This window comes from Dictyobacter sp. Z7_2 (assembly GCF_057551105.1).
Genome location: NZ_BAAJPE010000002.1, coordinates 226663 through 251045, shown reverse-complemented (window position 1 = coordinate 251045; position 24383 = coordinate 226663). Strand labels below are relative to the sequence as shown.

Here is a 24383-nt window from a genome sequence, read left to right as displayed (position 1 = left end):
AAGTAATGCCGTGAGGCGTTAACGCATGCCCGACATATACTGGCGAGCGGTATTGTTATGGTAGGTAGGATCAAAATCCTGTGCTTTATACAGATATTCACGCGCGTTGATAAAGTCATGCAGGCCGAATCTGCTCAGCGCAATGTAGGTGTATGCAGCCGAAGTGAGTTCAAGGCTTTGGTTGGTTCGTAAGACCATACGCATATGGGCCTCGCATCCGGAGTAGTTATGTAATTCATAGAGAATGCGTCCCGCTGTAAATTGTGCATAGAAATTGTTCTGATCGATGCTGATAATTTCATCTAACCAGGGTAAGGCCGGCTCGTCACGATTTATGCGGACCTGTGCTTGCCCCTTGAGTGGCTTTTGCATTTCTGCGAGCTTTGCCAGCGAAAGGCTTAGCTCATCGCGGAGCCAGGATGTATGTGGATAAGTGTCCCAGATGTTTTTAAGTCCCTGGTATGAGGAAAACACATCGTTTTGGGCCAGGTAATAGTGGTTGAGGTATAGTTTGCTTTCCGCATTAGGGCGTTGGGGATGGAGAAAGTACCAGGCTTGACCGCGTTCAATGTGATATTCCGGTAACATATCCAAAGAGGGATTGAGGCGCTGTGCGCGATTGAGCCATGAAAGAGCATCTGCATAGTTGCCGACACTGAGTTGATGTTCTGCTTGATATTCGCTGGCAAGCGCGAATGGTGCCCGTCCCAACACTATGATTGCGAGCAAGGCGATGATGCCTAGCGTTACGCGGCGTTGAGGAAGCATGACGTTGCGACGTCTGGCCAAATGCGATGCAGTATGAGGTAAAAACCCTTGTGCTATGAGCATTATCAGCATAGATAGCAGTGGCGCAAACAGACCAATGCTTACCTGATCGAGTAGGATGGCTACGCGACCCGTCATGTGTAATTGATGAAAAGAGAATGGTAGAATTGGTATGAATTCTGGTGCAGAGGCATAGCCGAAGTGAGAACGAGCAAGCTCAAGTTGGATCTGGCTGCGTGTTACTTCAGCGATCATGCCCATATCTACAAACAGAAACTGAAAGAGAAACACTAACGGTGGGACGAGGCAGAGCAAGCCAGCTCGTCGATAGCAACTAGCCAGCGATTGCCGCGATGTTATGAGCAATCCGACAGGGTCAGCAGCAATATGTGCTTGATAGGCACTCCAGGTTTGTCTACTGACGAAAAAAATGTACAGTGCACAGCAGGTACACAATGTCCCATAATTGATGATGCTAAGGCGTAACTGCCAACCAAGATCGATTGGCAGTTGCCATGCCGTTAGATGTGTCCCGTTGGGATTGTTGAACCAGGGGAGTATACTCGCTACCAACATTAGTACTCCCGCAATCCCTGGTAGAATGACCCGGTAGGGGGGCCAACTGCGATGCGCAGACCAGGGTCGGTCAGACATGCCCATATGCTTTTCCCCTCTCATTTCAGTTTTAATGTTCGACGCTATTGATGGTGATTGTCTGTCCTTGATGAAGTCGATTCAGTGGGAGGACAATAATCTGATCGTTTGGCGCGAGTCCGCTATCGATATAAATGACATTTGGATTACTTCCAACGACATGCACCTGTTGCATATAGGCACGTCCGTTGAGGACTTTAAAAACGCTCGATTCAGTGTCTGGATTAAGGACGGCGATACGTGGAATTACAAAGGCTGTTTGCTGGCTTTGTACCTGTACGAAGGCACTCATTCCCGGGAGCAGCGCTTGTTGGGTATGCGTGACGCTGACATCCACCTGGAACGTATCGGTCTGCGGATTTGCCTGGGGGATGATCGCTGTTACTTTGCCGGTGAGATGCACATCAGGTAGCGCGGAGGGCACGATCTGAGCGGGTGCATTGAGCCGAACCTGTTGCAGATTGGCAAGCGGTAACTGCGTATGAATCAATACTGAGGATTGATCCATTAATGTCATCAAGATGGCGTTGGCTCCAAAGTTCTCCCCTGGATTGACGAGCACTGTCATTACGACGCCGTTGACGGGTGAGATGAGATTTCCATCGTGTAATGTCATGCCGTTTGTCTGAGCGATGAGCGCGTGATAGTGATTGTTAGCAACCTGAAATGCCTGCCGCGCTGCGGCCACTGCTATCGGGTTGATGGCGACGCTGGCGACCGAGTTTAGGTAGGCTTGAGCTGCGTCCACATTGCTTTGTGCCTGCTGGATTTGTGCATTGAGCTGTGTGGCATCGAACTTTATTAAGGGCTGATTCGTTTTGACTTGATCACCCTCTTTGACCATGATATCAATCACATGTTCTGGCAGTGGAAATTGCACATTGAAATTCTGTTTCGCGGCCACCACTCCGCCACCGCCCACATTGGCTGTGACCGATTGCTGTTTGCCAACTCGGAATACTGTGGTCTGCTGAGTGGCTAGAAGCGAGTACCATAAGGTATAGGCGATCATTCCTATGAGCAGGAGAAGTGCCAGTATGAATGTGCCTGTCAGGTAACGTGATCGTTTTGATTGCTTTCGGAATTGGAACGTTGAATTGTGGATAAATGTTAGCAAGGAAGGTTGAGTTTTCACTGCTTTCACTCTTTCTTCATTCATATCTACTGGCTAGTAGCCAGACAAACAGCTTTTCTTTTGATGTGAATGCTTTAGACAGGATGTTCCTGTGGAAGTAGCGGATAAGAAATTTTCTTCCCATTATTTGTAAGCAGGTAGGTAAGTCCTCCTATGATGGCGAAGAAAATTCCTTGCGCATCCACTAATAAAACAAGTGTCATTGCCGTCGCTGTATCAGTGTGCATTGTGGCAAAAATGCTGACAAAAGCCTTTTCGCGTAAGCCGTATCCATTGATGGTTGTTGGCACAAAAGAGATTAAAGAAACCAAAGGGATTGCTACCAGGTAGAAAGGAAGTGGAATATGCACATGTAAAAGCATGGCAAATCCATAATAGTTTAGTGCTGCGCTGATATGAAAAAGAAATCCATACACTGTCGCCACACACAAAGCTCGCGGGTGCTTGAGACTCTTATGTAGTGTGGTTCCAATCTCTAAGAGCGATGTAACTACGCGATAATGTGTCCATCGGCCGCGAATGCATTTGGGTAATAATGTAACTGCACAGTAAATGCAAATCAGAGCTATACACATTGCCAGGGAAGCGAGCATGAATGTAATCATCATCCAGAGAGCAAACGTGCGGTGCCAGATGATTAATGCGGGTATCGAGACGAGTAACATGCCTGCAAAGCCTGTGACGCGGCTCATGATGACGGCGCTAACTGAGCCCCCCGGATTGTGTCCCTCTTTACCGACACTGTAAGCTTTGATTACATCGCCGCCCATGCCAGTTGGTAAAAAGTGATTGAAGGCGATCCCAATGAGATAAAGATTGATCAATCGCCTCAGGTCGATGCGGATACCTTCCCCATACAATAGACTTTGCCATTGATATGAACTAAGTATGATTCCGATCAATCCTATAATCACAGCTACTACTACTAAGCCATCGTCAAGATGTTGCAATTTCTGTAGGACGCTTGACCAGGAAAATGATTTGAAAAGAAATGTGAGCAAAAGGAGCGTACATCCAAGCCGTAGTGCGAATTTGAGCCAGGTATAGCGTGGTTTTTTTTGATGCGGAAACTGCTTCAAATCAGCCTGAGAGCCAGTGTCTGGTTGGGTATTGCCATCTGAGAGTATAAATCTTTGAGGCAGTGGTGTGCTCATCGCACCTCCATTTTCTCACTGTCCAGAACATTGCTCCTCTCCGAAGCTGCAATGCTCTGGAAAACCTGACATGAACTAGGCGGATTGGACAAGGTGATAGAGTGAACGCGTATATTCAAACTCATCGGCCAATCCCTGATGTAGCGAGATGAGGGGGCGATAATTTAGGAATTGTTGTGCTCGTCTGGTATCGGCAAAGGTATGTCTGACATCTCCATGCTGTTTTTCTTCAAAGGTGACATTGATCCTGCTGCTACTCACATCGGCGAGAATATCTATCACACTCTTAAGTGTGACTCTGGAGCCTCCTGCAATGTTCATGACCTGCCCAATTGCAGTCTCGGAGGTTGCAGCACGGATGTTGGCCTCGACGACATCTGAAATGAAGGTGAAGTCGCGGGTCTGATAACCATCGTCATAGATGCGAATGGGCTCATGGTCAAGGATCGCTTTACAGAACTTATGGAAAGCCATATCCGGTCGTTGGCGTGGCCCGTAGACGGTAAAGTAGCGCAGTGATATCGTCGGGAGATTGAAGTTATGATGGTAGAGCGTGCAGAGGTTTTCGGCTGCCAGCTTGGTTACCCCATAAGGTGAGAAAGGATGAAGTTGTGTATCCTCCACAATTGGAAATATCATCGCGTCACCGTAGACGGATGAAGAGGAGGCATAAATGATACGCTTGACTCCACCAACGCGTAAGGCTGTTTCGAGGAGTTTCTGTGTGGCTAAGACGTTACACTCTGTATAGCGAGCAAAATCCTCGCCCCAGCTAGCACGAACCCCGGCCTGGGCCGCCTGATGAAAAATCCAATCTACTCCCGTGATTAGCTCCTCTAGTGGCAAATGAATCAGATTCCCTTCAATAAAAGTGAAGGTGTTCCATGAACGCGGACCATCTAAATTTTTTTCTTTGATAGCGCGATCATAATAGTCGATGAACGCATCAATTCCGCAGACCTCATGCCCATCTGCTAACAGACGCTCTGTCAGATGGGAACCAACGAAGCCGGCAGCTCCCGTAACTAAGCAGCGCATGATGTTCTCCTTCGTAATAAACTGTGATGTATGTTCTGACGTGTACAGAGAAGATTTTTGATGGTGGTTTACTGCTTCTGTGCATGGTTTTGCCACTGGCATCATGACAGGTTATGCTGTGGCGGCAAGTAATTCAGCATTAAATTCTTCCTGTACGTGAGAGCTTTTTTTGAGAAAGACATTCCAGCTATAGTGCTCCTCAGCAAACAATTGTCCGTTTTTGCCAAGAGCTTTGGCGAGCGGCGGATCAAGTAAAAGATCTAGCGCTCCTTGTGCCAGCCCTTCAATGGTCGGTGGAACCAGGAGCGCGATTTCGGCTGAAAGCACTTGTGTTTGTGAATAGATTTCGGTGGCCAGAATCGCTTTGCCAGAATGGAGATAGGTATAGAGCTTGAGTGGCGTATTAGTGCCTTTACTGCGTGGGCTTACAAGCACATCAGCCAGGGCCATATATTTGGGCATCTCGGCCAACGGCCGTTGTCCGACGAAGCGTATCGCGTTGTGAACGCCTAATTCTCTGGCCAGCGCGGAGAGGCGCTCAACCTGAGCGGGTTGACCACCGACCAGAACATAGTGAACATCGGGCAAAATTTCATAGACAGTTGGTATGCTGCGGATAAGTAGATCAATGCCTTGATAGCTTTCTAAGGTTCCGGTATAAAGTAATACTGGCCCTGTTCCTAGATTGAGCTCTTGCCTGGCTTGTTCAACTTCATCGGGATGAGGTATGGGCAGGCTCTCGTCGACGGCTGAGTTTTCAATCATATAAATGGGAGTATTCTTCGTCATACTCCTGGCAGTTGTCTCGATGTCAGGACAGATGGCAATGACGCTGTGTGCCTTTTTGACGATGAGCTTCTGTAAAAACTCGACGGTGCGAATCAAGAATGGGTTTTTGGTGAACTCGGAACTGACAATCTGTTGGGATAGATCTGAGTGCATATAGTACAAATGCTTGCGCCCAAAGATACTGCTTAAAAGGACACCGATAATGCCGGCTTCTTCATGTGTATGCAGGCAATCGTAGTGCGTGATACACAGGCGCCAGAATGTCAGACAAAAGACGAGGAGATCTAGTGGGAACTTGGCCATTGATGGGCCAACCTTAATCTGATGTATGCCTGGGATGGATGGAATGCGGAAAATACGCAGTCCCGGTAGATCTACAGGCTTTCCGATATGATAGGTGACCAGATCAACCGTATGTCCCATGTGCAGCAGGGCTTTGATGTGATGGTAAATGGCGAAAGGCGCTCCTCGTTCCTCCAAGAACGGTTGGGGAGCAATCATCAAAATTTTCACCGTATGTCCTTTCTCGCTCTGTACTTGATAGTGAAGCAACTTGTGACGCCTCGGTTAGAATTAATGACTGGAAAAACTTTCCATTTTTCCATTTCTTTGTGCCTGGGGGACTATGTCATCGGGCGTTTGATATTCAACAAGTTGAATCGTATGGTTTTGATCAGGTTTTATCTGTTTGATGGTGTAAATCGGCTTTTCTTGTATCTCATAGTAGGTTCGCATAAGCAACTCAGCGATTAAGCCGCTGATAATGCTTAATAATCCAAATCCCGATAAGAGCAATGCGATTGGCAATAGTGGCGTGCGTTGACGACGTTCTGGCATCGATAGAAGGGTACGTCCTAAGGCGCAGGCACCTGTGCCGATGCCTAGTCCTAATGAGGCAAGGCCTGGTGTCCCAAAGGCGTGCAGTGGTTTGGTGCCAAAGCTACCCAGGAACTTAAGGGTAGTTAAATCAAGGATTACCCGTACGATACGAGAGATGCCGTATTTGGATTTCCCAAATTGTCGTGCATGATGGGTCACTGCTATTTCAGCAATGGTTGCTCCAGACAGTGCAGCGTATGCGGGAATGAAACGATGCATCTCACCATAGAGATGAATGTTGCGAAACACTTCAGCACGGTAGGCTTTGAGTGTACAGCCATAATCATGGAGGTGCACTCCGGTTACCTGCGAGATGAGCTTATTTGCAAGCATCGATGGAAATTTCCGACTCCATTGAGCGTCCTGACGATCTTTACGCCAGCCGCTGACAACATCATAGCCCTCTTCGATTTTTTCGAGCAGGCGTGGAATGTCGTCGGGATCGTTTTGAAGATCGCCATCTAAGAAGATCAGGATCTCGCCATGACTGTGTTCTACTCCAGCGGCCATGGCCGCTGTCTGCCCGAAATTGCGCCGAAAGCGTATTATCTGCACATGCTCATCATCTTCGATCAGGCGGCTCAATTGCAGGAATGTAGTATCGTTACTACCGTCATCGATGTAGAGAACTTCATATGAAAATTGTCGCTGATCTAGGATAGTCTTAAGACGCTTGTGAAGATGGTCGATGCTGTCTTCTTCGTTATAAACAGGGATGATGATGGATAAGTATTTGGATCGTGTTTCATTCATATGTTTGACTTTTGCCTCCTCGATATCACATGTTTCAGGATTGCCTATTGTCGTTTGCTTCACTCTTGTGCTTAGTTATCTGGATAAATCGATATACTTGCGCAAAACTTTAAGTTGTTACACCTGTTCTTTATCTGCTGCAAAGAGCACAAGGATAGGCTGCAATATTCAATCGACTTGCAGAAGCGAGATCAGGAAGAGATCTCTATATTTGACTCAATCGTCATCTCGATAGAGATACTTTAGTTGTTATATGGTGTGAAATGTAGACAGGATTTTCTGATTTTGTCAGGGAAAAATGTATCCATTAACATTCAGGAGTGGTTTGCCAAAGTATATCTGGGCATGTGGTTTGCTGCTCAGTTTGAGGAGGATACGACCATACTGTCCTGTATAAAAATTGGGGTGCATAGTTGTGAATGTATCATCGGCAGAGAGTGTTACCTGTTCCCACTGATGACTTTGCCAATTATAGATCTGCGCTTGAAGATTGCTGACAGTAGATGCTGCACGCGAACCAGGGCCACCTGGATGGGTGATGAGATCAGGAACGGTGATGGTGACACTCTTGAGTACGACATGCGTAATATTTGGTATTGGTAGCTCAAATGTGATGTTTCCGGTGGAGAGTGTATACATCCCTGGCAGGATCGCACTTGCGTCATTGCTGTCTACTGTAATGACGGTACCGGTAATCATGTCCTGTGGGATAAGCATGGAACCAGCAAAATTGACCGCTAAAGGCATCTGTATGAATGTGGTCTGTTGTCCCTGTAACACTTGATGATTGATGGCTGGTTCTTGCTGCCCTGCGAGGGTCTTATCGGTCCAGCCAATGAAGGTGGCTTGTGCTCCCGGAATGAGAAGCGGATCATAGCTGTTTTTGAGATTAGGATTGGGTATTTTCCCACCCGTAAGATAGATGGAGTTTTTGATCGTGATGGCATGTGTCTGACAGGAACCTTCGCAGCCGGAATAGGTGTATCCTGTGCCACTGAGTGCCGATAAGAGGGCAATGTGGCTTTGGAGCGTTGTCCCGGGCTGCTGTTTTTGCTGATACGGAAAATAATTTGCTGGTAGCCCTGCCTGTGTGGCGATTTGTGCGGCAAGTGTACTCTCTGAGGCGGTCGAGATGCTTTTGACTTCAACGTTGAGAGTCTTAGTTTGATAGGCATCAAGGTGTCCAAGCGGAATTGCGGTATGGGGGAAAAGTACATAGGTATCTACCAATGCAGTCGCTAAATTGTTGTGAATAGCAATCGCAATGTGGGCGTTTTGTACTGTAAGATGACCTGAAAGTGTGCCATTTAGGGGGAGATCTTGCTCGGAAATAATGGGATCTAATGTCCAGAGACGGCTATTTGTTAAGGTCACATTTGTGGCATCGGAGGTAGATTGGATGGTCGCTGGAATACTGTTTTGTGATGGGATAGGTAATTCTGTATTGGTATTGAGATATTGTCCTGCAAGTGGTTCTGTCAGGTTTGTGCCTGGAACTTGCAGTTGCATCTTTCCAATGCCAGGCGCCATAATGCCCATATAGGTGATGGCATGTGCCATTGTACCATCTTGATTAATTTGTAGTAGCGAGAGGCTGTTGGCCGCAATGGCTTGATCTCTTTGGTAATAGGCCAGGGTATAGGTGAGCAGCGAAAATAGCAATATGCCACTACAAATAATACGCCAGTTCCAGAGGCGTATCGTGTGTTTTTTACGGCGTAGCCAAAGTAGCACGGATCCCAGGAAAAGTAGATAGCCACCAAATAGCAAGAAGAGTTTGATGATGTTGTTGGATATGGATGGTGCGAGAAAGCTGATGATTCCTCCACGTGTCAAAATCTGTCCTGGTCCACTATCGTAACTTAGCATGTTACCGATGATCAGTGTTTTATCTCCCAACGCTCTCTGAAAGAGTATTTGCCAGAATGTCCTGGATGGTTTCCAGGTATCCAACGGCGCTACCGCCGGATCAAAGGCGATATAGCTTACTATGCCAGATCCCAATTCTCCCTGGACGATTAAAGGAATGCTATTGGCGCTGGCTAAGATAGTTTGGAGATTGGTGAATGTGCTTCGTTTGGGGAGGGTTGCCGTGCTAATGATAGTTTGTATGGATGCGATATCTTTCTCTCCATAAGATGTATCACCGTTAAATGTAAGGAGATGCGTTTGAGTCGGTAAGAAATGAATCCCTTGCAGTGAAACCGGGAGCAGTGTTGCCGGTAAACTGGACAGCGTCCGTTGCCAATTTAAGCCTCCAATTTCTAGCAGCACCCCTCCACGATTGACCCAGGTTTGTAAGGTGATTAGTTGTTGTGTTGTCAGTGTATCTGTAGCAAAGTTGTCTAATACGATGATGTCGAAGCTTTCAAGTATGGTCTCTATGGTGGGCATAGTCTGTATATCCAGACGTGTTACGGTGAGCGCTTGTGTTTGATTGGGAAGCGTGATTGTGGCGAGTTGTGCCAGGATTTTGGGATTGTCTGATAGAACGCCAATCAGTATATTCCCTGATTGAATTTCGTTGCCTTGCTGTTCAGCTTGTTCGCTGACAGTTTGTCCTGCCATATTATCTAATGTTGCAAGAAATCCATGCGTGACGAGATCTCCGTTAATGTAAGGTGCATAGATAGTTAGTTGCTTTTGGGCGCCTTGTGCCAATGTTACTGATTGTGCAAAATGCCATGGTGAAGCAGTGTCGATATTTTGAGTGTTAACGATGACATCAGAAAAAGCTTGGACGATCAGTATCCCTTGAAATGCAGGGCCATTATTCTCCATAGTGACACGTACAGGCGTCCAATATCCTGATCGATAGACCGTATCAAAGCCTATATTAACAGCAGTAAGCGTTGGATGCTGGCTGGTGCTGCTCTTTGTTTGAGTAGTGGGGATACGTACAAATTGATAGGTGATAAATAAGAGTATGATGACAACACATAGGCAGATAACGCTGTATCTGCCCAAATTTTTCTGTGTCGTTGTTGGTGGCAACCCACTACGCATGATGCTGTGACCCTTTCACGTTGCGGCAAGATATTTCTAAGAGGGATGGTTAGCTTTGATGCTTTCCTGATTTCGGCGCTACTAAATGTCTCCCATTTATTTCTCTGACCACCACGTGAATAGGATTGCCAAGGAATGTAAAGATACATTTTGATAATACATGAGTATCTATGACGCATTATTAAAGTGTGTATTTTAATAGTAAATTTTTAGTTTGCCTTTGTCTAGTAGTAGACAAAGAAATGGTATAGCTTACGAGCTACATCTGGATAAGTGAAGAGATGTAATAACTGCTGTACTATGTGACGCTTTGCCGTGGGGGTCTATTTCTTGTATATCACAGGGCAATGAGGCGTTAGTCAGTCGAGGGCTCGTTGAATGGGCGCCCCAGACGATATTTGATGTCATAATTCAAGATAAATTCTAGTTCAATGGCGCTCAAGCCATAGTGTTGCGCTAGCAGGCTGTCAATCGTGTCGATGATGGGCTTTGATTTTCGAGCATAAATGGTATAGCTGTCAGTCTGTCCGCGTTTTAGATGTTTGGCATGATGGCAAAAGTCTGCCATGAGTTGGTGGCTATGTCTCTGAAGTTCTTGAATCAATCCTGGATTGTCTGGATAGGTAAAACGAAAACCAAATAGCATGTAGTCTTTGAGATTAAATGTATCGAATGTGATTGTGTAATACCACCAGAAGAGTGAACTATTGAATAAAGCGACAAAAATGTCACGATGATAGCTCTCCTGAAAGAAGCATTGTTTGTTAGATGTTGTATGGTAAGGCCATGGGAAGTTAACAAAGACTTTCCAGTAGAGTCCTCCGGCAGTACGATAATACATCGTGTTGGGATTGGGCGTGCGCGAAATATAGGTGCTCACTGTTGGATGGGCGAGGAGTCGATTCAAAATAATGTCTTCACAGTTCTGACTTAATTTGGGGTAGTAATGACGGTTGGCCGAATCGATAGATGCTGTAATACGGTGGTAAATCAGGCGGGAAAATAGGATGGAGCGCTGTTCGTGCGACCATTTCATTAGCTGTGTGCTGAAACGTTTTTCAGAGCCATTGGCTTTTGTTATATAGATGGCAATGGGAATATTGGCGACTTTGCCTCCTGAGAAGAGCATGGAGGGGCGAAAATGGTAAAAGGAGAGCCAGCTGACTGGAAACCAGCGGCGAAATGCTTCCAGAAATGGTTGCATGTTTTTTGTTGAGAAGGCGGCTAATGGCAAGATCATCCCTTGCCGACCCTGATGGGAGAGGAGTTGATGGCTTCGTTCAACTACGCAGGTATACAGATTCGCGCAGCAACTCGTGGCAAAATGTTTGAGCGAATAAGGAAATGTCTGCTCGGAGAATTCTACATATGGTGGGTTACCAAGAATAACATTAAAGCCTCCACGTTCCAGGATGTCTTTAAATGCATAACGCCAGGAGGGGATCGGTACGTCATCAGTTTGATGGGCGTTGACTGTGATAGATGAAGAGGCTCCTTCGGCGTACTGATCCATTTCCATTAGCGCGTTGCCTGCATGGATATTGTGATCGATATTGGGCAAGGGCTCGATATCTTGAGCCAATTCTACCTGCGCGATTAATATTAAAAATAAATGTAGTTTACAGATCTCCGTTGCCTCTTCCATCAGATCAATACCATATAAGTTCTTGGTAAGAATTGTCTTTACAACTTGATAGCGGCGTAGAGATGAGGGTATGGACATCCCCGTGAGGATAGCCTGGCAGGCTGGATGAGTACGGAAGCATTGAAATTGATCGAGGCAGGCTTCATAAAGAGGGAGTAGCGTGTGGAGGGCGGCCAGGAGAAATGCTCCAGAGCCACAGGTCGGATCGAGGATAGTCATCGTTACGAGCAGTTGATAGCATGTGAGTAGTAAAGAAGGATCGGCGAGGGACTTGATAAAGTCAATGGCAAAGCGGTTGAGATAGAGATTGTAAGAAATGAAATCATCAATTGTCTGAATCTGGCCGGTTTTGAGATGCTCTTGGATTTGTATATATACATGGCGACGTTGTATATATTCGTGAGGTGTTTCATCGGGTAAATATGTTTGGCAGGCTATCGTTTCTGATATGTAACGCTCTGGCATCGTTTGCAGTGGGTACCAGATAGGACTCTCAGGGACAAAGAGTTCTGGATGCTGTTGTGTTAGCATATCAAAAAAGCATGGAATGATTGTGTTATTAGCAATATATGTTGTGACATCCTCCATTGTATAGTAAGCTCCCATTTGTTGCTGATTGATATATTGCTCGAAAATATACCCTAGCACATTGGGCGTGAGAATACCTTTCTCGTTGAGAGGTGGTTCATCTAGATGCCAGCGATAAAGGTCAAAGAAGGTGAAAAGCCTCTCGAAAGCGCTATCTGGAAGGGTCAATGTGGGATGCTGGTATTCTATTTGGCGTTGTGTAAATAAGTTTCCACCAAGATAGGGGATTTCTCCGAGCAATGCATTGACATCTGGAGAACGTTCGCTTGCTCCTAATCCCTGATGGAAAAGTATGCACAGAAATGCTGTGTAAAACATGTCGGGGCCAGTACGGTTGCGCGTGATCTGAAGCTTGTAGGTAAGATAGTTGATATTCCCATCAAGTAGACCTCTCTTTTGCAGAAAGTAGAGCAAAATCAAGCGATTTATAAATAATGATATCAGTTGTTCTTGCTCGTTCGATGTGAGAGGGGGATCTTGATGCGTAAAATGCTGCTGGAACATGGATCGTTCTACTTTGAAACGCGCAAAGAAATGCTTAGTGATTTGCTCAATATTATGAAATGATGAATAGTATTCAGCACTAAACATATTTGATCCTTACCTGATGCAAAATATATTGCGACATTTATAGTACTGTTTATCTATTTAATTGTAAAGCAGTAGTATTATCTCATTATACTATCATCATCCTGCTGGCGCCGTGCAATACGATGTTTATTATCATAATAAATAATAAAATCTAATTCTGCTTGTGTAAAATTATAGTATGCTGCCAGGACGTGATCAATTTCGTCTAGAATGGGCTTGGAAAAGCGCATATAGTACTCAACAATTTCAATACGCTGTTCCCTTTTTGATGCAGTTGGCTGATATTGGGTGTTGCGAGAGCTCAAACGCGCATGCCGCTGGATGTCGGCTTCAAGGCGTTGTGAGAGGCTCTGTAGCTCAGAAGAAAATAAAAGGTCACTATTGAGTGGAAAATTTCTAACAAGCTTATGTGAAAGGTGAAAACCATCGGAATACGTGGAAAACCAGATGTAAAAGAGTGAACTGTTGAGAATTGCCATGATACTTTGGGCTATGGAGGCGCTGGCAAAGTAGAGGAGTCGGCCGTGTGGTGGCGCCATAGGGATGCCATTTTTTTTATAAAAAGGGATGTGGCAGACAGCTTTGGTCCAGTAATTTGTGGCTTCCTGATAGTAGATGAAGTGTGGGGTTGATTGCTGCATGAGGGCAATGCTTATAGTCATGTCACAGGCTTTTTGTTGAACTTTTTGTAGTAACGTTTCTTGATAGGGGGCAGCAAGTTTAGGAAAAATATTGGCTAAGGTGGGGAGCATTTGAACATGCGTGTACTGTATGAGTGGGAAAAGATAAGGGCGTTCCGCGCTATACCAGCGATGAATCCTGGTGACATAGAGCGCTGGAGGAATCTCTGACTCATTGAATTGATGTTTGGTAATGAGAATCGTGTGACGCTGAAAGGCACCTTCAAAAAGCTTGCTCGGAAAAATCTCAAAATTGGCTAGCCAGAGCATCGCGGTCGAGCATCGCAACTTCTTACGGAGTATTTCAAATCTTTGACTGCTACATAGGCTGATTGGGACAATAAATCCGAGATAGCCCTTGCTCGGCTTGCATAATACTAACGACAGCTCAAGGATGGCTGTATAAATATTGCCACAGCTTTTTTCTTCATGTCCCTCAATGAGATATTGCTGCTTAACTTTATGATGTTCTAAATATGGAGGATTCCCAATAATAACCTCAAATCCTTCACGTGCAAATACTTCAGGAAAGGCCAGATGCCAGGAGAATGGCTGATAGGCCTGTTTTTCGGAGTTTTTTTGTATCCCGCGTTTTTTTCTCTGGGAGAGATGATGCGCCGGAAGGCTGAGCGTTTTGTCTTCTATCTTGCTTGCCAGTACATTGCCTATCCTCACGTGTAGAGGAAGCGTCGAGAATGGTTGAACTTCCTCTATACAGTGTACGGATGCTAAAAATGCAAGATAGAGACGTATTTGACATATATTGATCGCTTCCTGTGCTAGATCGACTCCGTACAGATTAGAGATAAGAATCGTAGCCAGAATATATTGTTGCTGCGTTGGATATTTTTCAACCTGCGCTAAAAGTGCATGCGCCTCCATGGAATTTGCATGATGTGTCAATTCTCTTTTATTCTGCGACGATATTCCTGTTGCGGTGAGAAAGTGGATACGTTCGAGGCATTGTGTATAAAGTGGTTGTAATAGCTGTAAGGCTACTACTAAAAAAGCTCCTGAACCACAGGTGGGATCGAGGATGGTGAGTTGTTTCAGTTGTTGAAAAAAAAGCAGCAGAAAATGAATTTGTTGGGAAGTTACGAGGATATCTAAGGTAAAACGTTGCAGATCAAGGTTGTAGGTGATAAGATCTGCAATACAATGGATTGAACCAGTGCGCAAGTGGACCAGGAGCGTATTATAACGCCGCCGACGCAGAGTGTATTCACGTTCCGTTTCTTCGGGAAGATAGTTTGTAGTACGAAGTGCGGTGTGGATATAGCGGTCAGGATCATCGCTTAATAGATGCCAGCATGGGGCATGTACATTAAACATATCTGGCAATTCTTCTGCCATCATTGAAAGTAGGCGCGGTAGGATGGTTGTACTGACAATGTATGTAGCGATATCTTCTTGTGTATAATACGTTCCTGTCTGTTTCTGATCGCTCTGATGCTCAAAGATGTAAGCGAGAACAGAAGGTTGGAGTGTATTTTGTCCAGGACGCGACTGTGTATCGAGTTGCCATTGATAGGTATCAAAGAAGTGAAACAGGTGAAGGAATGTGCTGTCCGGTAGGATAATGTGTTGGTTGTTTTGTTCTAGAGTGGTGGGCTGAAAAAGAGGAAGTGCCAGTGTTGGGAGGTTGCCAAACAGAGATATTTGATCCTCTAGAATCATCGAGCCTGTATACAATATTCTAAAGAGGGGAAGTAAATACTCACGATAGAAACAGTTCTGGCCGAGACGCTTTTGGGTGTGATGGAGGTGGTTAGAAAGATAATGTAGGTCGTTATCGAGTAATCCTTGTGATTGCAGAAAAGAGAGCACAAGGAGGCGGAGAAGAAGGGTTGTCGTGTAGGCATAGCAATCAGCATCATTGAGGCTACCATGAAGTTGTCTGAGTAGGGATACATGCTCAGACTTGAAATAATGGTAAAATCTTTTGCTCAGTTGTTCCGAGCTGAAAGAATAATCGTGAGTATGGGACAACTAAGTCACCTGTATACTTCTGATCCGAGTAGTACTGTAGTTGTGTTTATTGTAGCAAGAATGTCAAGGTGAAGCAATTAAGCAGCCTTTCAAGTCGATTTCCCTCTTGTCAGAAGCTGAAAATAATGATAACCTCGACTTGCTATAATTATACCAACCGCTTAATGAGGAGAAGATAGTTTCGTGACGCAGACGACAAAAAACACAAATACCTCTCGCCGCCCTGGTCAGCGCCAGCAGGACCGCTTGACACGCCTGGCCCGCCGACGCCGTCGTAGGCAGCTGTTAATTAGCGGTGTTGTTGCACTCGTGATCCTGTTGGGTGCATTGACATGGGTTATATTGGCTGCACGCCAAAGTGAGGACAGAGCTCTACAGGCTAATGTAGATGCAACAGCCACTACGAATGGAGTGTATGCGCAAGCTACTCAGACGAAAGCTGCTGAAAATCTTCAAGCGACCGCAACGGTAGAGGGATTGATCAAAGCGAACCCTAAAAGCGCAGCGACCCCTCCGCCAACGACTGCAACCCCTGTAAATCTGTCTGGTGGATTACAGTACATCATTATTAGTAAAGGCACTGGAGCTACAGTCCAGTCTACAAGTACAATTAATGTTGAGTACACTGGCTGGCTCCAGAAGACAGGCAAAGAGTTTGATAGTAGTTATGACCATGGTGGTACGCCTTTTGGTGTGACCCTTGGCGCAGGACAGGTGATTAAAGGTTGGGACGAGGGACTTGTTGGCATGAAGCTTGGTGAGACACGCCGTTTGATTATTCCTCCATCTCTTGCTTATGGCTCGACGGCTGAGAAGGACTCATCTGGAAAAGTTGTCATCCCTGCGAATTCAACGCTGATCTTTGATGTGACTGCTACGAGCTTTGGCGATGTGACTGCGACTGCAACCGCAATAGCGGCCTCTCAGTCACAGTAATAAAACTGAACTTGACTGTCATGCTGTAAGAGATAGTCGCGTTGATTATGCCAGATTTGGGTGGAAAAGATATATAACCTGGAGTAATCAACGCGACTTTTTTGTGGTTATGTGGTGCGTTCAATTTTGTCTTTTACAGTAAAAGCAATAGGATGAGGATGATTACATTGCTCTCTGGCATAGTGTTTATAGTGGTTCTCTCTATATAATCTCATAGAACATTGGTCAAATCTGCTTGACAGAGATGAATTTGATAAGGTATACTCGTAACAATTTGAAACAGATCCCAATTAGTTTTTATGCAAAGGACACGGCATCTACATGGGCAAGAAGTTGAGAAATATCAGCATAGCAATGCAAAAGATATTTCATTCGATTCACTTTCATGATGGACCCGGTGCCGTTTCTCTCAGGAAAACTATTTTTTCCTCACCCCTTTTATTTTAGGGGTGAGGAATTTTTTTTTGCAAAGAATTTGCATGACTGTAAAGGTTTTCTTGATAAGGCAATGATCAAGGGAGAATTGTTGCACTGGCGAGGAAGAAGGGGATGACCTGTCAACCTATTGTTATGTCTGACCTGAGGAGGTTCTATGTATCAAGTCACATCACGTCCACAGCCGGAAATTGAGATGATTAGAGGTTGCTTTCAGGGTAAGGATATCATTTCTTTGGATCAGTTTTCAGTGGAAGATTTCAGCCTTTTGTTCAATGTGACGAATCAGATGAAGCGGATTGCGGTGAATAATGAGCCTTCACGCCTATTAGAGGGATTGTTAGTGGGATTGCTCTTCTTTGAGCCCTCAAGTCGGACGTTTAATTCATTTGCAGCCGCAGTCAAACGCCTGGGAGGTCAGACCCTGGAGATGCAGAATCCAGAATCTGTTTCTTCAGTCTCAAAAGGCGAGACCTTTGAAGATACCATTCAAGTGCTGGAGGCATATACCAATGCGATCGTACTACGACATCGTATCTCTGGTGCGGCCAAGCAGGCTGCGTATGCTGCTGAGTCTGTGCCAGTGATTAATGCCGGTGATGGTAATAATGAACACCCTACACAGACGCTGTTGGATATGTATACGCTCTATGAGCGCTTTGGGCGCTTGCACAATTTGACTGGCTTACTGGCTGGTGATGCGTTGAATAGTCGTACCATCCATTCTTTGCTGCGAGGTCTCTCGCTGTACGGCAACAATACGATGTATATCCTGTCGCCAAACTGCTTGAGTCTGACACGCGATGATTATGTCAGCTTACAGGATCGTGGAGTGCGTCTGATTGAAATTCATCGGGCAGAGGAAATTCCACAAGATTGCGATTTCTGGTATTGGACGCGTGTACAGAAGGAGCGTTTTGCTTCACTTGAAGAGTATCAGCAGGCTCAGCATGAGATTGTGGTAGCTACACCCGAACTTCTGGATCGCTATGCGAAGCGGGAGATGATTTTGATGGATCCTCTACCGCGGGTTGGATCGGTTGATCCGGCTGTGGATGCAGATGAACGGGCAGTCTATTTGCGCTCACAGATTAGAAATGGCCTGTATACACGGATGGCTCTGATGGCACTTGTGTTAGGAAGAATATAATTCACATTCATAAAGTATCTTGCATTTTTTTTGCTTGCTACGCAATGTTTGTCATAATCCATGTACGTGTGTCCGCTCCACACGGCGCTTGATAGCCTGATCTAGGAGCGGATTTTTCTGGAAATTTATCACGTTTGAGAGGAATAATCCATGTCTAATAAAAGTATTACCGGTGGTCTGCTTGAAGCAACACAGTCTGAGCAGGATCACGAGAGTCTTACTCCGACATATGGAGCTTTAGTCCTGGAAGATGGGACACGCTTCGAAGGCCTGTCATTTGGCTATCGAGGGGCGGCAGCCGGTGAGGTAGTCTTCTGTACCGGGATGGTTGGCTATCCTGAGGCACTAACTGATGCTTCTTTTGCAGGTCAGATTCTAACCATGACGTTTCCCATTATGGGGAATTATGGTGTGCCCGCTAAGTCATTGTGGGAAGATGATCATATTCATGTATCAGGGTTGATCGTGTCGAATTATGTGGACACTCCTTCACATCCGCAGAGCGAAATGAGCCTGGGAGCCTGGTTGGAGCGTGAAGGCATACCCGCCCTGGAAATCAAAGACACACGCATGCTGACACAACATATCCGAACGCATGGGGCAATGTTGGGGAAGATAGTGTTTGATGAGGATATAGAGTTCTGGGACCCGAATACGGAGAATCTCGTGGCTCGGGTGTCGAGTACGGAAGTCCAAGATGATGGCGAGGGCGATACTACCATTGTCCTGGTCGATTGCGGTGCGAAGAGAAATATCTTGCGCAGCTTGTTGACAAAGCATGTGCGTGTGATCACCATTCCGTGGGATTATGATCTGTTCTCGGAGACGTGTCCGTTCGACTTTGATGGTATCCTGATCTCTAATGGGCCAGGCAATCCAAAGTTACTGACGAAAACGATCGATACAATTCGTATAGCCATGGAGCGTAACATCCCGACAATGGGGATTTGTCTGGGTCATCAGATTCTTACACTGGCAGCGGGTGGCGATACATATAAGTTGAAGTTTGGTCACCGGGGACAGAACCAACCTGCTATCTTGCAGGGGACGAAACGCTGCTATATCACCACGCAGAATCATGGTTTTGCGGTCGGTACAGTGCCGACAGATTTTGAACCCTGGTTTGTTAACGCAAATGATGGAAGTAATGAGGGGATTAAACATACTCATCTTCCTTTCTTTTCGGCTCAATTTCATCCGGAGGCCGCTCCTGGACCTGAGGATACAAATTGGCTTTTTGACTACTTTTTGGAGAGGGTAAGGGGCGAACATGAATAAGCCAGGCAAAGTATTGGTGCTTGGCGCTGGAGCTCTTAAAATCGGGCAATCCGGCGAATTTGATTACTCTGGATCACAGGCGCTTAAGGCATTAAAAGAAGAGGGAATTGCCACTGTACTGGTGAATCCTAATATTGCAACTATCCAAACATCGAAGGAGATGGCCGATGAGGTCTATTTCCTGCCAGTCACGCCATTCTTCGTGGAGAAAATTATCGCGAAGGAGCGTCCGGATGGTATTCTGCTCTCCTTTGGAGGACAGACCGCACTGAATTGCGGAATTGCTCTATATCGGGAAGGCATTCTGGAAAAATATGGAGTACAAATTCTGGGCACTCCGATTTCGGCGATCATCTTGACCGAAGATCGCCAGGAGTTTGCCGAGCATCTTGGTACCATCTCTATTCCGACGCCACAGAGCCGGACCGCTGAGACGCTCGATGATGCTCTCACGATTGCCGAAGAGATTGGTTTTCCGGTCATGGTACGCGCCGGGTTTGCTCTCGGTGGGCAGGGATCAGGTATCGCGAAAGATCGTCAGGAACTGGAAAACATTGTCAATGGTGCGCTGGCCTTTGCTCCACAGGTCTTGATTGAGCAATACTTACATCATTATAAAGAAGTTGAGTATGAAGTAGTACGCGATGCCTTTGATAATTGTATTACCGTCTGTAATATGGAGAATATGGACCCTCTGGGTATCCATACAGGCGAGTCGATCGTGATCGCGCCCAGTCAGACATTGACGAATGCTGAATATCATATGCTTCGCTCGGCTTCGGTGAAGATTGTGCGTAGCCTGGGGATTGTGGGCGAATGTAATGTGCAGTATGCGCTTAATCCTCTCACCTCTGAATACTCAGTAATTGAGGTCAATGCTCGCCTCTCGCGTAGCTCCGCATTGGCCAGCAAAGCTACCGGGTATCCACTGGCCTATGTCGCGGCGAAACTGGCTCTGGGCTATGGCCTGACGGAACTGACTAATCATGTAACTGGCGTGACGAGAGCGTGCTTTGAGCCCAGCCTGGACTACGTGGTGGTGAAAATTCCTCGTTGGGATCTGGATAAGTTTAAAGGCGTGGATGAGACAATTGGTACCGGAATGAAGTCGGTTGGTGAGGTGATGGGGATCGGGCGTACCTTTGAGGAGGCTTATCAGAAAGCTATTCGTATGCTGGATCTGGACTTTGAGGGCGCAACGTCTGAAAAGGTCTTTGCTTTGACACCGACCGCCGAGTCTGTAGATGAGGCGATCAGTAAGTATCTGTATACGCCAACTCCCAAGCGGATGTTTGTTTTGCCGTTAGCGCTACGTCATGGATATAGTCTCGAAACCATTCATGAGATAACTGGCATTGATCTCTGGTTCTTGCAACGTATTAAGCATATTGTCAGACTCGAAGAAAACTTGTTGGCGCGCCCAGAGTTGACGCCGGCCCTGTTGCGTACGTTGAAGCAGGCTGGTATATCCGATAAGCGCATCGGCGAGATTCTGGATATGACTGGCTTAGAGGTGCGGGCTATCCGTAAGCAGGCGGGTGTGCTACCATCTGTCTTCCAGATCGATACCCTGGGAGCAGAGTTTCCTTCTGAAACTAATTATCTGTATACTACATATAATGGACAGCATAATGACGTGACACCAACTGGTGAAACGGGTGTTGTTGTGATTGGTTCTGGCCCTTATCGTATCGGATCTTCGGTCGAATTCGATTGGACTTCGGTTAGTGCGGTCCAGGCACTGCGTAAGTATCAGAAAAACTCAATTGTGATTAATTGTAATCCTGAGACGGTCTCAACGGATTATGATATCTCAAATCGCCTCTATTTTGAGGAACTAACATTTGAGCGCATCGCGGATATCTGCGAATTTGAAGCGCCTTTGGGTGTGATCGTTTCTGTTGGTGGACAGACGCCGAACAATCGAGCGCGAGCGTTGCAGAAATATGGTTTTCATCTGTTGGGAACTGATGCAACCGATATCGATCGTGCTGAAGACCGCAATAAATTCTCTGCTTTGCTTGATTCACTTGAGATTCGTCAACCAGAGTGGGATAGTTTTTCCGATGTGGCAGAGCTGACACGCTTTGCTGAACGTGTCAGCTTTCCGGTGTTAGTACGTCCCTCGTATGTGCTCTCTGGTAGTGCGATGAAGGTCTGTTATAATCAACCCGAGCTTGAACGTTATGTTCAGGAAGCTGCTGCTGTTTCTCCTGAGCATCCTGTAACGGTCTCCAAGTTTATGCGCAAAGTCAAAGAGATCGAGTTGGATGCAGTGGCGCAACAAGGTGATGTCAAGGTTTTTGTGATCTCTGAGCATATCGAAAATGCTGGCGTCCATTCCGGAGATGCGACGATTGTGTTGCCTCCACAGACGCTTAATGCTGCGACGAAAGCTCGGATTGAGGAAGTCTGTCGCTCTGTTGCCAAAGCTTTGAAGATCACTGGCCCTTTCAATATGCAGTTTCTAGCCAAAGATAATCAGGTATATGTGATTGAAGTGAATCTTCGAGCATCGCGTACTTTTCCTTTCATTTCGAAAGTAACTGGCGTGAACTTTATTGAACTGTTTGTGGATGCTCTCTTCCAGGAGAATATTCCGACGGTTGAAATTCCACCGATAAAATTTACTGCCGTCAAAGCACCACAATTTTCGTTCTCTCGTCTGACTGGTGCCGATCCTGTGCTGAGGGTGGAGATGTCCTCAACGGGCGAGGTGGCCTGCTTTGGTGCCGATCTTGAGGATGCCTATCTTAAGGCCATTCTCGCGACAGGTGGTACTATTCCCAGGAAGGGCGTTTTCATTAGCCTGGGTGGGGATGAGAAGAAGGCAGAGTTCTTACAGAGCGCACGCCTGCTACGTACTCTCAATGTACCTATCTATGCAACCGAGAAGACAAGCGCGTTCTTACGAGAAAATGGTGTTGACTCAACGATGCTGTATAAGATCCATGAGGAAAAATCGCCGAACGTGCTGACGTACTTTGCTGATAACAAGATTGATGTGGCGATTAACATTGTAGAGGGGCATATTAATAAAGAGTTGGATGATGATTATGCGATGCGTCGTTATGCTGTCGATCATAATATCCCTCTCTTTACCAAACTTAAACAGGCTCGTCTCTTTATTAAGGCGCTTGCCGAGAAAGATTTAGCTACCATTCCGATTAAGTCTTGGAATGAATATCAGGCAGGTTAGTTGTGATGACGACCCGTAAGGGAAGATATTGCCAGGAGGCAGTCATGGAACAGGGAACAACGCAGGTGAATGATCCAAAGATCATGCAGCTGTTTGCTGATGTCGGTGCTATCATTGGTGATAGTCACTTCGTGTATAGTTCTGGACGCCATAGTTCGGTCTATGTAAATAAAGATGCGCTTTATCTGCATACTGAAGTCATTGCACAGCTTTGCCAGCGGATGGCTCGGCCTTATAAGGCTGATCAGATCGATATTGTCGTCGGACCAGTCATCGGGGGGGTGGTCCTTTCCCAGTGGATCGCGCATGAATTTAATCAGAAGAGAACTTCTGGTGAGACACTGGCGATCTTTGCTGAAAAAGGTAGTGATAGCCTGGATAAGCAGTTCGCTTTTAATCGTGGCTATGATCACTATATTGCGGATAAAAATATTCTGGTTGTAGAGGATGTACTCACCACCGGCGGATCAGCACGGCAGGTGGTGGATCTCGTACGACGTCATGGCGGAAACGTGATTGGCGTTAGTGCTCTCTGCAACCGTGGAAACGTCCAACCTACAGATGTAGGTGATGTGCCTATTCATGCTCTGATCGCACTATCGCTTCAGACGTATAGCGAGACAGAATGTCCTTTTTGCCAGCAAAATGTGCCTATTAATACTGAGCTGGGTAAAGGACGCGCTTTTCTGGCTCGTCAAAAGGCCCAAGCTTAAGCAAAGTAATGAAATGATTCCATTGCGGTGCCTATATGGATATCTGATAGGGAGGTGCATCCCATTATGAGTGTACAACAGCAGCCTCGAACTGCTACAACATTTCAATCTCTGCTTGAGCAACGATGGCAGGGTGGAAATTTTGTATGTGTTGGTCTGGACCCTGAATATGAGCGTTTGCCTGCATCCGTGAAAGAGGGTAGATCGAAAGCAGAAGCACTTAATGTGTTTCTGCGTGCCATCATCGATGCGACACACGATCAAGTTTGTGCGTATAAGCCAAATAGTGCATTTTATGAAGCATTAGGGGACGATGGTATTGCTGTCCTGGTGCAGATAATTGCTTATTGTAAGGCAACATATCCCGAGATTCCAATTATACTGGATGCTAAAAGGGCGGATATTGGAAATACGAACCTTGGCTATGTTACATCAGCCTTTGATCTGATGCATGTCGATGCCATTACTGTTCATCCCTATCTGGGTAAAGAGGCTCTGGAACCATTTCTGGCACGTGCCGATAAGGGCATCATTGTGCTGGCAAAAACCTCTAATCCTGGTTCGGGCGAACTGCAAAATTTGCTGGTGGGAGAAGCACAGGAGCCGCTGTACCTTGTTGTCGCACGCAATGTGGCCCGGCAATGGAATACGCATGGTAATTGTGCTCTGGTGGTTGGAGCAACCTATCCAGAGGAGCTGAGACGCGTACGTGCAGTCGTGGGTGATCTACCCTTGCTCATCCCTGGAATTGGTGCTCAGGGAGGCGATGTGGAGGCCACAGTGAAGGCTGGCAAAGATAGTCACGATCAAGGGATGATCATTAATTCTTCACGGGGTATCATCTATGCCTCAAATGGACCAGACTTCGCTCAGGCAGCTAGAAAAGCGACTGGGGCTCTGCGAACAGAGATAAATATCCATCGTCAGTAAAAGATAAGATATATGAGATGAAGTGGGAGAGAGAGCATAGCGCTTTCTCTCCATTTATATATTCCTGGATAGC

At 46.1% G+C, this 24383-nt stretch carries 15 protein-coding genes; 6 read left to right on the top strand and 9 right to left on the bottom strand.

Going from position 1 to position 24383, the window contains the following annotated elements:
* Positions 1-18: 18 nt before the first annotated feature.
* The 9 genes from AC27N8_RS14590 to AC27N8_RS14550 form a co-directional block, all read right to left on the bottom strand.
* Positions 19-1428: a tetratricopeptide repeat protein gene (locus tag AC27N8_RS14590; protein ID WP_487068111.1), complete on the bottom strand. Its 1410-nt coding sequence runs from the start codon at positions 1426-1428 to the stop codon at positions 19-21.
* Positions 1429-1453: 25 nt separating this feature from the next.
* Complete coding sequence (locus AC27N8_RS14585; protein WP_487068110.1) at positions 1454-2557, bottom strand: efflux RND transporter periplasmic adaptor subunit; 1104 nt, start codon at positions 2555-2557, stop codon at positions 1454-1456.
* A 74-nt stretch (positions 2558-2631) separates the two neighbouring features.
* The gene (locus AC27N8_RS14580; protein WP_487068109.1) at positions 2632-3711 is read right to left on the bottom strand and encodes a lysylphosphatidylglycerol synthase transmembrane domain-containing protein; all 1080 of its coding nucleotides are present in this window, start codon (positions 3709-3711) and stop codon (positions 2632-2634) included.
* A gap of 75 nt (positions 3712-3786) precedes the next feature.
* Positions 3787-4749, bottom strand: coding sequence for an NAD-dependent epimerase/dehydratase family protein (locus AC27N8_RS14575; RefSeq protein WP_487068108.1), 963 nt, complete (start codon positions 4747-4749; stop codon positions 3787-3789).
* Between the two features lie 111 nt (positions 4750-4860).
* Positions 4861-6090 (bottom strand): glycosyltransferase family 4 protein, encoded by a 1230-nt coding sequence (locus tag AC27N8_RS14570; protein WP_487068107.1) that lies wholly within the window; start codon positions 6088-6090, stop codon positions 4861-4863.
* A gap of 21 nt (positions 6091-6111) precedes the next feature.
* A complete protein-coding gene (locus tag AC27N8_RS14565; protein WP_487068106.1) occupies positions 6112-7170 on the bottom strand; it encodes a glycosyltransferase family 2 protein in 1059 nt (352 codons plus the stop codon).
* A 288-nt stretch (positions 7171-7458) separates the two neighbouring features.
* The gene (locus AC27N8_RS14560; RefSeq protein WP_487068105.1) at positions 7459-10176 is read right to left on the bottom strand and encodes a hypothetical protein; all 2718 of its coding nucleotides are present in this window, start codon (positions 10174-10176) and stop codon (positions 7459-7461) included.
* Positions 10177-10531: 355 nt separating this feature from the next.
* Entirely contained in the window at positions 10532-13000 is a 2469-nt protein-coding gene (locus AC27N8_RS14555; RefSeq protein WP_487068104.1) for an Eco57I restriction-modification methylase domain-containing protein, read from the bottom strand.
* Between the two features lie 77 nt (positions 13001-13077).
* The gene (locus AC27N8_RS14550; protein WP_487068103.1) at positions 13078-15669 is read right to left on the bottom strand and encodes an Eco57I restriction-modification methylase domain-containing protein; all 2592 of its coding nucleotides are present in this window, start codon (positions 15667-15669) and stop codon (positions 13078-13080) included.
* Between the two features lie 183 nt (positions 15670-15852).
* On the opposite strand from AC27N8_RS14550, the gene AC27N8_RS14545 reads away from it, so the two are divergent.
* From AC27N8_RS14545 to pyrF, 6 genes are all read left to right on the top strand, one after another.
* A complete protein-coding gene (locus AC27N8_RS14545; protein WP_487068102.1) occupies positions 15853-16605 on the top strand; it encodes an FKBP-type peptidyl-prolyl cis-trans isomerase in 753 nt (250 codons plus the stop codon).
* Between the two features lie 592 nt (positions 16606-17197).
* Positions 17198-18190 carry an aspartate carbamoyltransferase gene (gene pyrB / locus AC27N8_RS14540; protein ID WP_487068101.1) on the top strand — a complete coding sequence of 331 codons (993 nt, stop codon included), beginning with the start codon at positions 17198-17200 and terminating at the stop codon, positions 18188-18190.
* Between the two features lie 150 nt (positions 18191-18340).
* A complete protein-coding gene (carA, locus tag AC27N8_RS14535) occupies positions 18341-19468 on the top strand; it encodes a glutamine-hydrolyzing carbamoyl-phosphate synthase small subunit (protein ID WP_487068100.1) in 1128 nt (375 codons plus the stop codon).
* Positions 19461-22667, top strand: a complete 3207-nt coding sequence (gene carB, locus AC27N8_RS14530) for a carbamoyl-phosphate synthase (glutamine-hydrolyzing) large subunit (protein ID WP_487068099.1) — start codon at positions 19461-19463, stop codon at positions 22665-22667. The genes carA and carB overlap by 8 nt, the downstream gene beginning before the upstream one ends.
* 44 nt (positions 22668-22711) lie before the next feature.
* Positions 22712-23380, top strand: a complete 669-nt coding sequence (locus tag AC27N8_RS14525; protein WP_487068098.1) for a phosphoribosyltransferase family protein — start codon at positions 22712-22714, stop codon at positions 23378-23380.
* 66 nt (positions 23381-23446) lie between these two features.
* Entirely contained in the window at positions 23447-24310 is an 864-nt protein-coding gene (gene pyrF / locus AC27N8_RS14520; RefSeq protein WP_487068097.1) for an orotidine-5'-phosphate decarboxylase, read from the top strand.
* Positions 24311-24383: the final 73 nt, after the last annotated feature.

What these genes read in the sequence shown, in the direction of transcription:
- AC27N8_RS14590 (WP_487068111.1), bottom strand. Translation starts at nt 1,428, where the DNA reads ATGGGCATGTCTGACCGACCCTGGTCTGCGCATCGCAGTTGGCCCCCC.
- AC27N8_RS14580 (WP_487068109.1), bottom strand. Translation starts at nt 3,711, where the DNA reads ATGAGCACACCACTGCCTCAAAGATTTATACTCTCAGATGGCAATACC.
- AC27N8_RS14575 (WP_487068108.1), bottom strand. Translation starts at nt 4,749, where the DNA reads ATGCGCTGCTTAGTTACGGGAGCTGCCGGCTTCGTTGGTTCCCATCTG.
- AC27N8_RS14565 (WP_487068106.1), bottom strand. Translation starts at nt 7,170, where the DNA reads ATGAATGAAACACGATCCAAATACTTATCCATCATCATCCCTGTTTAT.
- AC27N8_RS14560 (WP_487068105.1), bottom strand. Translation starts at nt 10,176, where the DNA reads ATGCGTAGTGGGTTGCCACCAACAACGACACAGAAAAATTTGGGCAGA.
- AC27N8_RS14555 (WP_487068104.1), bottom strand. Translation starts at nt 13,000, where the DNA reads ATGTTTAGTGCTGAATACTATTCATCATTTCATAATATTGAGCAAATC.
- pyrB (WP_487068101.1), top strand. Translation starts at nt 17,198, where the DNA reads ATGTATCAAGTCACATCACGTCCACAGCCGGAAATTGAGATGATTAGA.
- carA (WP_487068100.1), top strand. Translation starts at nt 18,341, where the DNA reads ATGTCTAATAAAAGTATTACCGGTGGTCTGCTTGAAGCAACACAGTCT.
- carB (WP_487068099.1), top strand. Translation starts at nt 19,461, where the DNA reads ATGAATAAGCCAGGCAAAGTATTGGTGCTTGGCGCTGGAGCTCTTAAA.
- AC27N8_RS14525 (WP_487068098.1), top strand. Translation starts at nt 22,712, where the DNA reads ATGGAACAGGGAACAACGCAGGTGAATGATCCAAAGATCATGCAGCTG.
- pyrF (WP_487068097.1), top strand. Translation starts at nt 23,447, where the DNA reads ATGAGTGTACAACAGCAGCCTCGAACTGCTACAACATTTCAATCTCTG.